The sequence below is a fragment of the Simonsiella muelleri ATCC 29453 genome, from assembly GCF_002951835.1.
In the GTDB taxonomy this organism is placed as follows: domain Bacteria; phylum Pseudomonadota; class Gammaproteobacteria; order Burkholderiales; family Neisseriaceae; genus Simonsiella; species Simonsiella muelleri.
Map to the genome: position 1 here is coordinate 1,431,663 of NZ_CP019448.1, position 11,664 is coordinate 1,443,326.

At 41.5% G+C, this 11,664-nt stretch carries 11 protein-coding genes; 9 read left to right on the top strand and 2 right to left on the bottom strand.

What is annotated here, in order from left to right; translation table 11 throughout:
- Positions 1 to 28: 28 nt before the first annotated feature.
- Positions 29 to 1,426 (top strand): F0F1 ATP synthase subunit beta, encoded by a 1,398-nt coding sequence (gene atpD, locus BWP33_RS07000; protein ID WP_002642487.1) that lies wholly within the window; start codon positions 29 to 31, stop codon positions 1,424 to 1,426.
- 10 nt (positions 1,427 to 1,436) lie between these two features.
- On the top strand, positions 1,437 to 1,862 hold the full coding sequence (locus BWP33_RS07005) for a F0F1 ATP synthase subunit epsilon (RefSeq protein WP_002642486.1): 426 nt from the start codon (positions 1,437 to 1,439) through the stop codon (positions 1,860 to 1,862).
- A 69-nt stretch (positions 1,863 to 1,931) separates the two neighbouring features.
- Here the strand turns inward: BWP33_RS07005 and corA are convergent, their stop codons facing one another.
- On the bottom strand, positions 1,932 to 2,987 hold the full coding sequence (corA, locus tag BWP33_RS07010) for a magnesium/cobalt transporter CorA (protein ID WP_002642485.1): 1,056 nt from the start codon (positions 2,985 to 2,987) through the stop codon (positions 1,932 to 1,934).
- 134 nt (positions 2,988 to 3,121) lie between these two features.
- On the opposite strand from corA, the gene BWP33_RS07015 reads away from it, so the two are divergent.
- The 4 genes from BWP33_RS07015 to dksA all read left to right on the top strand — a co-directional run bounded on the left by BWP33_RS07015 (position 3,122) and on the right by dksA (position 7,448).
- Positions 3,122 to 5,104: a transglutaminase TgpA family protein gene (locus BWP33_RS07015; RefSeq protein WP_002642484.1), complete on the top strand. Its 1,983-nt coding sequence runs from the start codon at positions 3,122 to 3,124 to the stop codon at positions 5,102 to 5,104.
- Positions 5,101 to 5,481: a diacylglycerol kinase gene (locus tag BWP33_RS07020; protein ID WP_002642483.1), complete on the top strand. Its 381-nt coding sequence runs from the start codon at positions 5,101 to 5,103 to the stop codon at positions 5,479 to 5,481. The genes BWP33_RS07015 and BWP33_RS07020 overlap by 4 nt, the downstream gene beginning before the upstream one ends.
- Positions 5,482 to 5,533: 52 nt before the next feature.
- On the top strand, positions 5,534 to 6,949 hold the full coding sequence (gene trkA, locus BWP33_RS07025) for a Trk system potassium transporter TrkA (protein ID WP_002642482.1): 1,416 nt from the start codon (positions 5,534 to 5,536) through the stop codon (positions 6,947 to 6,949).
- Between the two features lie 82 nt (positions 6,950 to 7,031).
- On the top strand, positions 7,032 to 7,448 hold the full coding sequence (dksA, locus tag BWP33_RS07030) for an RNA polymerase-binding protein DksA (protein ID WP_002642481.1): 417 nt from the start codon (positions 7,032 to 7,034) through the stop codon (positions 7,446 to 7,448).
- Positions 7,449 to 7,622: 174 nt separating this feature from the next.
- Here dksA and BWP33_RS07035 read toward each other — a convergent pair whose 3' ends face one another.
- Positions 7,623 to 8,504 (bottom strand): IS982 family transposase, encoded by an 882-nt coding sequence (locus tag BWP33_RS07035; RefSeq protein WP_104930280.1) that lies wholly within the window; start codon positions 8,502 to 8,504, stop codon positions 7,623 to 7,625.
- Between the two features lie 149 nt (positions 8,505 to 8,653).
- Between BWP33_RS07035 and hpnC the strand changes: the two genes are divergently transcribed.
- From hpnC to BWP33_RS07050, 3 genes are all read left to right on the top strand, one after another.
- Complete coding sequence (gene hpnC / locus BWP33_RS07040) at positions 8,654 to 9,463, top strand: squalene synthase HpnC (RefSeq protein ID WP_040629212.1); 810 nt, start codon at positions 8,654 to 8,656, stop codon at positions 9,461 to 9,463.
- 51 nt (positions 9,464 to 9,514) lie between these two features.
- Positions 9,515 to 10,780 (top strand): 16S rRNA (cytosine(967)-C(5))-methyltransferase RsmB, encoded by a 1,266-nt coding sequence (rsmB, locus tag BWP33_RS07045; protein ID WP_002642479.1) that lies wholly within the window; start codon positions 9,515 to 9,517, stop codon positions 10,778 to 10,780.
- A gap of 239 nt (positions 10,781 to 11,019) precedes the next feature.
- Positions 11,020 to 11,598, top strand: coding sequence for a DUF4390 domain-containing protein (locus BWP33_RS07050; protein WP_002642478.1), 579 nt, complete (start codon positions 11,020 to 11,022; stop codon positions 11,596 to 11,598).
- The last annotated feature ends 66 nt before the right edge of the window (positions 11,599 to 11,664 follow it).

An 11,664-nucleotide genomic window follows, 5' to 3' on the forward strand; every position in this document is an offset into this window, starting at 1 on the left:
GACCTGTCAAGAAGATTAGGATACGATAATGAGCCAAGGCAAAATCGTACAAATCATTGGTGCGGTAGTTGATGTGGAATTTCCACGCGACTCCATTCCACGCGTTTATGATGCGTTGAAACTGGTTGATGTTGATTTGACACTGGAAGTGCAACAACAATTGGGTGATGGCGTGGTTCGTACCATCGCCATGGGTAGTACCGATGGTTTAAAACGTGGTTTAGCAGTAAATAATACAGGTGCACCAATTACTGTGCCTGTTGGTAAAGCAACTTTGGGTCGCATTATGGATGTATTGGGTAATCCTGTTGATGAAGCAGGTCCGATCGGTTCAAATGAAACGCGTGCGATTCACCAACCCGCTCCAAAATTTGATGAGCTTTCTAGTGCAACAGAATTACTGGAAACAGGCATTAAAGTGATTGATTTACTTTGCCCATTCGCTAAAGGTGGTAAAGTAGGTTTGTTCGGTGGTGCGGGTGTGGGCAAAACCGTTAATATGATGGAATTGATTAATAACATCGCCAAAGCACATAGTGGTTTGTCTGTGTTTGCAGGTGTGGGCGAACGTACTCGTGAAGGTAATGACTTTTATCACGAGATGAAAGATTCCAATGTATTGGATAAAGTAGCGATGGTGTACGGTCAGATGAATGAACCACCTGGTAACCGCTTGCGTGTTGCTTTAACTGGTTTGTCTATGGCGGAGCATTTCCGCGATGAAAAAGATGAAAATGGTAAAGGTCGTGATGTATTGTTCTTTGTGGACAATATTTACCGTTACACATTAGCGGGTACTGAAGTATCTGCATTGTTGGGTCGTATGCCATCTGCGGTGGGTTATCAACCAACGCTGGCTGAAGAAATGGGTCGTTTACAGGAACGTATTACCTCTACCCAAACAGGTTCGATTACTTCTATTCAGGCCGTATATGTACCAGCCGATGACTTGACAGACCCTTCACCAGCAACGACTTTCGCTCACTTAGATGCGACCGTAGTATTAAGTCGTGATATTGCATCGTTGGGTATTTATCCAGCCGTAGATCCATTGGATTCTACTTCACGTCAATTAGACCCGATGGTATTGGGTCAAGAGCATTACGATGTAGCGCGTGGTGTACAGTCTACTTTGCAAAAATACAAAGAATTGCGCGATATTATCGCTATTTTGGGTATGGACGAGTTATCTGATGAAGATAAGTTAACAGTGATGCGTGCACGTAAAATCCAACGTTTCTTGTCTCAACCATTCCATGTGGCTGAAGTGTTTACTGGTTCTCCAGGTAAATATGTCGCGTTGCGTGATACCATTGCTGGCTTTAAAGCGATTCTCTCTGGCGAATACGATCACTTACCTGAACAAGCGTTCTATATGGTAGGCGGTATTGAAGAAGCTGTTGAGAAAGCAAAAACCTTAAACTAAGGAGGCTAGCATGAGTACCATGCAAGTTGAAGTGGTCAGTAACGAACAGAGCATTTACGAGGGAGAAGCCAGTTTTGTGGTTGTTCCTACAGTAAATGGCGAGCTTGGTATTTATCCACGACATGAGCCTGTGATGAGTTTGGTTCGCCCTGGTGCATTGCGTTTGACCATGCCCGATGGGAAAGAAGAAGTTTTGGTAGCGATTGCAGGTGGCGTATTGGAAGTGCGTCCCCATAAAATCACAGTATTGGCTGATGTTGCGGTGCGTAGTTCAGAAATGGATGAAGCGCGTGCAACCGCAGCGAAAAAAGCAGCCGAAGAAAGTTTGGCAAAAGCACAAACACCTGGTTCACGTGCTAAAGCTGAAATCGCTTTGGAAGCGGCTATCGCCCAACTCAAAACTTTGGATTATATTAAAGCGCATAAACATAAGTAAATTTGCCTAAAAAGCCATTTCTTAATCATAGGAATGGCTTTTTTGTTTTCAGGCAGCCTGAAAATTTAATTACAGCCAACCACGTTTTTTGAAAAATACAAGCAATCCAATAATAATAAACAATAAAATCGCCAAAACCATGAAATAACCATAATGCCAATGTAATTCGGGCATATTGTCAAAATTCATGCCGTAAATCCCTGTAATAACGGTTAACGGCATGAAAATAATCGTAATGACCGTCAAAACACGCATTTGTTGATTTAATCGATTAGATTGAAAAGACAATTGAATGTCCATCATGCTGTGTACAGAATCTCGCGCCATGTCCAACGTTTCAATTAATTGCAAAATATGGTCGTTTACATCACGCAAATAAAGCTGCGTGTCGCCACTAAAAATACGAAAATTACCACGCAATAATTGCCCAGTCATCTCACGTAGTGGCAATAAATTGCGCTGTAATTTCATCGCATCACGTTTGAGTTTGTGAATTTTGCTCAATAATTCTTCATCGCGTCCTGTGTTTTTGAAAATTTGTTTGTCTAGCGATTCTACGCGGTCGTTGTAGCCGCCGAGTGTGGCAAAATAATCATCTACAATTCGGTCTATAAAATGGTAGACGAGAAACTCTATGCTTTTGCTGCGAATATTGTATTGGTTAGCGGCAAATTGCGCGTGTAAATTGCTGAATAAACCCAATGGGCGATTCTGAAAACTGAAAATATAATCCGCACCAACAATCAAATAAACTGTATCGGTATTCAATTTACTGCCCGAATACTGATTGACGTGCAAAACCATAAACAAATAATCGCCGTAATCTTCAATTTTGGGGCGTTGTTGGCTGGAGAGTAAATCTTCTATTACCAATTCATGCACCCCGTAGGGCGCGAGCAAATTGTGCAGCAAAATAGGGTCGTTAATGCCCACGCAATGCAACCATTCTTTTTGTTCATCAAGTATATATGGTTCTGGATTTTGTTGTTGTGCGTCTTTCAGGCTGCCATCTGATTGCGGAAAGTAAATGCTGCTGCGGTAATCGTGTTCGCTGTAAAAAGTTTGGTATACCGCGTGTGGTGGCGATTGGTCAGTGTTGCTGCGTCGGGGGAGCTGATGATTCATATTGAATTTATTCCGTGTCAAAATCAAGTAATGATGTTGCCTGAAAAAAGCATTTTTCGCAACAAAATGAACTTTCAGGCTGCCTGAAAGTTTGATGATATAATTCAGCTTTACTTTTTATTCTGTGATACGCCATGTTGTTATCCAATCCGAGTTATCTCAATAGTCAGCCCCATTTTAAAGCCATGTTTTTTAATATGGCTGCACTGGCTGCGGTTTCTATACCGTTATTGGTGCAATTGCCTGTGGGTGTGGTGGCGGTATTTGGCATTTTTTTGTTGATTCGATTGGTTTTGTTGTCCAAAGGTATTACCACATTGAAAAAATGGCAATTGTTTATATTGGCAATAGGTATGGCTGCATTGGTCATGCAGCAGTTGGGGACGATTATCGGGTTGGAAGGCGGTGCATCTCTTTTGCTGTTGTTGTCGTTGCTCAAGTCGTTTGAAGGCAAAACGCGCCGTGATTGGCAAGTTTTGGTTGTGGTGATGATGTTTTTGTTGGCGGCTGGGATTTTGTTTGAACAGGGTTTGCTCGCCAGTTTGTGGGTGATGGTTTGTTTGGTGTTGATGGCAACTTCGTTGGCGGTGTTGAACGAATTGCGCTTTCAGGCTGCCTTTCGTCAAAGCGTACTGGCTTTTTTATTGTCATTATTGCCCACGATTGTGCTGTTTGTGGCGATGCCGCGCCGTGAAATGCCATTGTGGGGTATGCCGCAGATTAAAAATGAACAGCAAGCGACCACTGGTCTGTCTAATAGCATGAAACCTGGCAGCATCAGTAATTTGGTGCAAAGTAATGAGCCTGTTTTTTCTGCCATATTTGACAATCAATATCAGCCACAACAAAAAGATTTGTATTGGCGAGTGTTGTTATTGTCGGGTTATTCTGGGTCGGAATGGTACGCAGCACGTGATTTTGCTGATGGCGCAGTACCTAAAAATACAGAACAAACCATAACTTATCATGTGATGATGCAAGACGATAAAGGGCGTGTACCTGCTTTGGATTATCCTGTTGATGTGGATAAACAGCGTGGTTTGCATCGTGAAGCAGGTAATATGGTGCGTGTATTGAGCCGTCAGGGTGTACGGCGATTTGATTTACAATCGGCATTGAGCGATGAATTACCGCATCAATTGAATAAAATTGCGCAAGAATGGTACACCAGGCTGCCTGAAAACACTAACCCGCGCACACGCGCATTGGCACAGCAATTGTGGCAACAAGCAGGTGGCGATGCAGAAAAGTTTGTTCAGACTGCCTATTTGTATTTGAAGAAAAATCAATTTAGTTATACATTGAATCCGCCTTTGCTGAATTCGTCTCACAAAACTGATGAATTTATTTTTGAGAGCAAATTGGGATTTTGTGAACATTATTCTGATGCGTTTGTGATTTTGATGCGTTCGGCGGGGTTGCCAGCGCGTGTGGTTACGGGTTATCAGGGAGGTGAGTACAACGAAGAAGGCGGATTCTGGCAAATTCGCAGTAAAGACGCGCACGCGTGGGTGGAAGTGTGGTTGCCTCAAAGACAAGTTTGGAAACGCGTTGATCCCACGTCTGCTGTTGCAGCAAATCGTATTGAAGGCAGCATTGACAGTGCATTATCGGAAAACGAAGCCACAGCATTTAGAAAATATAATTTTGTAAACAAGTATTTAGATAGAGGGCGGTTTTATTGGCAACAGTGGATTGTTAATTACGACAGCGACCGCCAACAAAATTTATTTGCTAAATTGGGTTTTGAACAAGTTACCCCATTGTTATTATTTATAATTATGGTGGTGGGTGTGTTGGTGGGTTTAGTGCCACTGTGGTTGTGGTGGTGGCGTTCGCGTAGCCAAGAAATTTTGCCATTGGAGCATGGGTTTGTGTTGTTGAAACGTCAGGTTTTGGGCAAGGATTTTCCGCAATTGGCGAGCGTTACGCCATTGGAGTTACGTGATGAATTGATTCAACAAAATAGGTTGTCTGAAGATTTAAATCATCTGATTAATCAATATATTGAACTGCGTTACGCCAATAGCCACGAACCGCCAATCACCGTCAGCAAAATGTGGTATCGCCGTGCCAAAAAAATGGCAAAAAAGTATAAACTGGAGAATCAATTATGAATGAAATTCAATCCAATGAATTAAAAGGAAAAAAAGGATTTAAACGCATCATTAACGCGGCATATTATTCACGTGATGGTATTCAGGCAGCCTTTCGGCATGAGGCGGCTTTTCGTCAACTGATTGTTTTAAATGGTTTATTGATACTTGGTGCGTTTTGGCTTGATACAGAAACCAGCATTCGCATGATGTTGATTGCAGCATCATTTTTGTCGTTGATTGTGGAGTTATTCAATTCGGGCATTGAAGCGGTGGTGGACGATATTTCGTTGCAATTGCGTCCACTCGCCAAACGTGCCAAAGATGTGGGTTCTGCTGCACAAATGTTGGCATTGATTTTATTGGCAATTTTATGGTTGATGGCATTGTGTGATTAATTGATTCAGGCAGCCTGAAAAATAAAAAATAATATAATTGATTGATTAAACTGTGAAAATATTAATTTTAGGAAGTGGGCAAGTCGGCTCAACCATTGCGCATGAATTAGTCGCCATGTCCAACCACGACATTACCATCGTGGACACAGACGACAACGCATTACATAACATCAGCAGCCATTTAGATGTACAAACCATCATCGGTAATGGTGCATCGCCTGTTGTCATGGAGCAGGCGGGCGCGAATGATACCGATATGTTGTTGGCACTCACGCGCAGCGATGAAACCAATTTGGTGGCGTGCAAAATGGCGGCGGATATTTTTAATATTCCCAGTCGGATTGCGCGTGTGCGTTCCAGTGATTACAGTGAATACGGTTTGTCTAGCGAACAATTGCAGGAAGAAACGCTTTCAGGCAGCCTGAAAGCTTTTGGCGTAACCGATTCCATTCATCCAGAACAACTGGTTACCGAGCATTTTATTGGTTTGTTGAATTATGTTCGTGCGTTGCAAGTGCTGCCGTTTGCTCACGATCGCGTGAAAATGGTTACCGCGCAAGCCAAATCCCAAGACGACATCACTGGCAAAAATATCCAACAAATCGTTGATGCGATACCCGAGCACACTGATTGTCAAATTTGCGCCATCTACCGCAATAACCGCCAAATCGTCCCCAATGCCGATACACATATTGAAGAGGGTGATGAAATTTGTTTTGTTGTCAATAGTTTGCATTTGGAAGCGGTGATGCGAAGTATGTTTCATTATGACAACAGTCGCCGCCGTGTGATGATTGCAGGTGGTGGCAATATTGGCTACCGATTAGCAAAACAACTTGAATCGCATTTTAATATTAAAATTATTGAATCCAATATTCACCGTGCTGAATGGTTGGCTGAAAAGTTGGATAATGCATTGATTTTACATGGTTCTGCCAGCGATGAGAATTTGTTGTCGCGTGAATATATTGATGAGATTGACGTATTTTGCGCCATTACCAATGACGATGAGAACAATATTATGTCGGCGTTGTTGGCGAAAAATTTGGGCGCGAAACGTGTGATTGCGATTATTAACCGAGCGCGTTATGTGGATTTAATTACAGGTAATCAAATAGATATTGTGGTTTCGCCACATTTGATTACGATTGGTAGCGTGTTGGCACACGTTCGGCGCGGCGACATTGCGGCGGTGTATCCGTTGAGACGTGGTGCGGCGGAAGCAATTGAAGTTGTGATTCATGGTGATGAAAAAACGTCTGCGTTGGTGGGGCGTAAAATCAGTAAAATTAAATTTCCTTCAGGTTGTTATGTGGCGGCGATTGTGCGTGATGAAGATGTGATTATGGGGCGCAATCATGACCACGTTATTCAGGAAAATGACCACTTAATTTTCTTCGTTGCCAGACGTAGGGTGTTGCATGAATTGGAAAAATTGATACAGGTTAAGATGGGTTTTTTTGGTTAATTACTTAAAATCATGCTATGATGCGCGCCTTAAACTTCAATAATCTGCAATTTGATTGCAAAAACAGAAAGGAAACAACATCATGGCTAAACTAACTGAGCAAGATATCCAAAATTGGAACGGTGCGGAAGATGATTACATGAATGCCGAACATTTGGAATTTTTTCAAGATATGTTGATAAAATTGCAAAACGAGTTGATTGCAAAAGCATCGGTAACCACCAACAATATGCAAGATAACGAACACGCCCCCGACCCAGCCGACCGCGCATCACAAGAAGAAGAATATGCTTTGGAATTACGTACTCGCGATCGAGAGCGTAAATTATTGGCGAAAATTCAAGAATCTTTGCGTGATATTGAAGAAGGTGATTATGGTTATTGTCGTGATACTGGTGAGCCGATTGGTTTGAAACGTTTATTGGCGCGTCCAACCGCCACGTTGTCTGTAGAAGCGCAAGAACGCCGCGAACGCATCAAGAAACAATACGCGGATTAAGAAACATCTGTATTCACAGTCAAGTGCAATGTCTTTTTGCTCCATTACATTCGCACCAATTGGGACAAAAATCATTTCACGTTGACTATGAATACAAGTTCTAATTTTTATTTGATTGTCAGGCTGCCTATTTGTTATTAGGCAGCCTGAAAGTTTGTTAAAATAACGCCATTCTCAACACCCAATTAACCCAGCAAATTGAGTAATTGGGTGTTGAATTTGTTGATTCAGTAAACAGCAAAAATTATGCGATAAAATTTTCCGAATAAAACGGTTAGATTGGTGAAACAGATTTTTTGTACGAACTATTTCCATGTTAAATCTCTCTGTTAATTGACCAATAACTGTTTCAATCATACGGCGACTATTTTTTAGCCATTTGAGAAATTGAGGACTTCTGTCATCTTTCATATTGCTACGATAAGGTGTTTGTAAATTAATATGGCTTTGTTTCATTTCATCTTTTAATTCAGAACTTAAATACCCTTTGTCCGCACCAACAAACCCTGTTTTGCCTTCTAAAAGTTCAGGTAATACCTGCCGTTCATCAACATTGGCAGCTGTAAAAGTAAAGGCTTTAATCATACCTGAGCGAGTAATCAAAAGATGACCTTTAAAACCATAATAGGTCTCTTTTTTGGAAGCGCAATAACCGAACGTCGCATATGCACGAAAATTTTGATGGCGTTTAGCTCGGGCAAATTTACAGACTGCAATAGGAAAGGCATCTGCATAATACTCTGTTTGCTCACACCAATTTGCAGTGATTTTTTGATGCATTTGTTGTTTAACCCAATACAAATTGGCACATTGTTTGGCAAAATTAGGGTAAGAGCCTAAATTGGGAAACCAATTTTGCCAATGTTGTTTGAAATATTGCCAAATTTTTTTATCGGTATCCATACCGAGAAATTCGCCAACAATTTCCATACAAATCAGTTCACAATCTGAAAGTTTGGGTGCAAAGCCACCTTGTCTTAATGGTTTTTGAACGAGCTGATTGTATAAAGCATCTACCATTAGATACGTTTTAATGATAAATTCGTCTTGGGGCATAACTGTCTCTCTTTCGGATTATCTTGACGGGTATCTTTAAGAGTGGGGTTATGCCCCTTTTTATTCAATTGCCATATCTTAATTTAGATAGAGTTGAGAATGGCGTTAAAATAGCCTATTTTTCAGGCAGCCTGAAAGTTGATTGCATCATGTCCGTTAATCATTATGAAAATTTTCCTGTTGGCTCAATCGCCATGCCGCGCCGTTTACGTCAAGCCACCCACGCCATTTACGCGTTTGCGCGTACCGCAGACGACATAGCAGACGAAGGCGATGCCAATCCCGAACAGCGTTTGCATGATTTAAATGTTTTAAAGCAAGAACTTGACCGAATCGCGAAAAATCAAATTCCCGAGACTCCACTTATGCAACGTTTACTGAATGAAGCAATTACGCCTCATCAATTACCACTCCAACCGTTTTATGATTTGTTGGACGCGTTTAGCCAAGATGTCGTCAAAACGCGTTATGCGAATTTTGGCGAATTGGTGGATTATGCGCGGCGTTCGGCAAATCCTGTGGGGCGACTGATGTTGCACTTGTATGGCGTGACTGACGAGCGCAGTTTTGCCCAAAGCGATGGCATTTGTACCGCCTTGCAACTGATTAATTTTTGGCAAGATGTGGCAATTGATTGGCAAAAAAATCGCGTTTATATTCCGCAAGATGATTTGCAAAAATTTGGCGTAACCGAACAGCAAATCGCTGATGGTAAAGTTGATTTTGCGTTCCAAAGATTGATGGCGTATGAATGTGAACGCGCATTTAAAATGTTGTACGCAGGTTCGCCGTTGGGGCGGACGCTGAAAGGGCGACTGGGTTTGGAATTGCGCATGATTGTATTGGGCGGACAATCTATTTTACAAAAATTAGATGGTTGCCAATATGATGTGTTTAATCAAAGACCTAAATTAGGTTGGAAAGATTGGTTACGTATTGTCAAAAAGGCGGTATTTTAATTTTTCAGGCAGCCTGAAGAATTTATTTCATTAAATTAACAAAGAAAAATCATGTCGTTATCACAAGTTCAAACCCTTGCTACACAAACCTTATTTGCCGTAGAAAATGGCAAAAATTTATCGGACGAATTGGCACACATTATCGTACAAAACCCCGAATTGTCGCCACAAGACAAAGGTATGTTGCAAGATATCGCTTACGGTTGCCAACGTTTTTCAGGCAGCCTGAAATATATGCTCGGCAAATTATTAAATAAACCGATTGATAACAAAGTGTTGGAGCATTATTTGCTGGTTGCTCTCTACCAACTCAATTACACGCGCAACGCACCACACGCGGTGGTCAATGAAGCCGTGAGCAACATCGCCAAAATTGGGCGTGGGCAATATCGCTCGTTTGCTAACGCCATTCTACGCCGATTTTTGCGCGAACAAGATGGGCTAAATAAAGCATGTCAATTTAATGACGTGGCAAAATATAATTTACCTATTTGGTTGATTCAATTATTGAAAAATCAATATCCTAAACATTGGCATAATATGGTAACGGCATTTCAGTCGCGTCCGCCACTCACATTGCGCGTGAATCGCCGTCATGCAAATTCGGAGCAATATTTTAAGTTATTACAAGAACTTAATATTCAAGCCAAAGTGTTGGACGAATATGCCATTCGCATTACCGAACCCATACCCGTGAATCAGTTACCAAAATTTACAGAAGGTGTTGTTTCTGTACAGGATTTTGGTGCGCAACAAGCGGCTTATTTATTGAACCCGCAAGCCGGTGAGCGTGTGTTAGACGCTTGCGCTGCACCTGGAGGCAAAACAGGGCATATTTTGGAATTAGCCGATTGTGATGTGGTTGCTTTGGATATTGATAACAAACGGTTAGCACGTGTGCAGGAGAATTTGTCGCGTTTAAATTTTCAGGCAACCTTACATTGTGCGCCTGCGGAAAATGTGCATGAATGGTGGGACGGACAGCCATTTGATGCGATTTTGGCAGATGTACCGTGTACCGCGTCTGGCACGATGAAGCGTAATCCCGACATCAAATGGTTACGCCGTCCCACCGATGCGCTTAAAACCGCCAAGCAGCAAGAAGCGATGCTGGACGAGTTATGGGGTACGTTGAAGGTAGGTGGGCGTATGTTGTTGGCAACTTGCTCTATTTTTGCCGAAGAAAATTCATTGCAATGTCAAAAGTTTAATAAACGCCACAACGATGCAATCTTGCAAGAAGAAAAAATGTTGTTGCCCAATGAAAAACAGGACGGATTTTATTACGCCTTATTTGTGAAACAAGCAGCGAAATAATCTACTGAATTGTTGCAAATTTGCTAAATCTTTCAGGCTGCCTGAAAAGTATTTATGTTATGAAAGTGGGTCAATTAATTTTTTGTTTTTAAAATAAATTTTGTTTATTTTAATGAAGCGGAGTGTGAAAAAAGTGAATTTTGAATCAGGCTGCTGTGTGTGGAAATTTACCTAATTGATTGTTTTTTATTGTATAGTTGCATTCATGATTAAATCGCCTTATGTTCAGGCAGCCTGAAATGATTATTTTAAGAAATTTATTATTAACATTGATTGCGTTGTATTTTTCTGTCAGCAGCTCTTTGGTATGGGCGGAAAGTGTTACGCCCACGCGCAGTGAAGGGCGGATTTTGTCTAATGGGCAGCTTGCTATCAATACACGCTTTAAAATAGATTTGCCCGAACAGCTCCGCAATGCGTTACAACAAGGCGTATCGCTGGATTTTACACTTACTTATCAATTGGAAAAGCCAACCATCGCATCTTATCGGCATAAAATTGTCAATTGGGTTAGCAGCGATGACACCGTAAATTATCGTTTGTCGTATCATCCGATTACGGGGCGTTATCGGATTAGTGTTGGGACTTTTTCTACTGAATACAATAAATTAGATACTGCATTGCGTGGTGTGGGCGCGATTGCCAATTGGCATGTTTTGAGTGAAAACACTTTATCTAATACCAATGTGCAAGATGTTCGTGCGTCAGTGCGTTTGAATTTGAGTACCACAAAATTACCTAAACCTTTCCAAATCAATGCATTAACATCAAGTGATTGGTCGTTAGATTCGGGTTGGAAACGTTTAACCATTAATTAGATTTGATTAGATTTTTCAGGCTATCTGCCCATTATTTCACCCAAAAGGCAGCCTGAAAACCGAAAG

Bases quoted from the DNA above. Each gene is read 5' to 3' on its own strand.
- atpD (WP_002642487.1), top strand. From the start codon at position 29: ATGAGCCAAGGCAAAATCGTACAAATCATTGGTGCGGTAGTTGATGTG.
- rsmB (WP_002642479.1), top strand. From the start codon at position 9,515: ATGTCGTTATCACAAGTTCAAACCCTTGCTACACAAACCTTATTTGCC.
- dksA (WP_002642481.1), top strand. From the start codon at position 7,032: ATGGCTAAACTAACTGAGCAAGATATCCAAAATTGGAACGGTGCGGAA.
- BWP33_RS07020 (WP_002642483.1), top strand. From the start codon at position 5,101: ATGAATGAAATTCAATCCAATGAATTAAAAGGAAAAAAAGGATTTAAA.
- BWP33_RS07005 (WP_002642486.1), top strand. From the start codon at position 1,437: ATGAGTACCATGCAAGTTGAAGTGGTCAGTAACGAACAGAGCATTTAC.
- corA (WP_002642485.1), bottom strand. From the start codon at position 2,987: ATGAATCATCAGCTCCCCCGACGCAGCAACACTGACCAATCGCCACCA.
- BWP33_RS07015 (WP_002642484.1), top strand. From the start codon at position 3,122: ATGTTGTTATCCAATCCGAGTTATCTCAATAGTCAGCCCCATTTTAAA.
- BWP33_RS07035 (WP_104930280.1), bottom strand. From the start codon at position 8,504: ATGCCCCAAGACGAATTTATCATTAAAACGTATCTAATGGTAGATGCT.
- hpnC (WP_040629212.1), top strand. From the start codon at position 8,654: ATGTCCGTTAATCATTATGAAAATTTTCCTGTTGGCTCAATCGCCATG.
- BWP33_RS07050 (WP_002642478.1), top strand. From the start codon at position 11,020: ATGATTATTTTAAGAAATTTATTATTAACATTGATTGCGTTGTATTTT.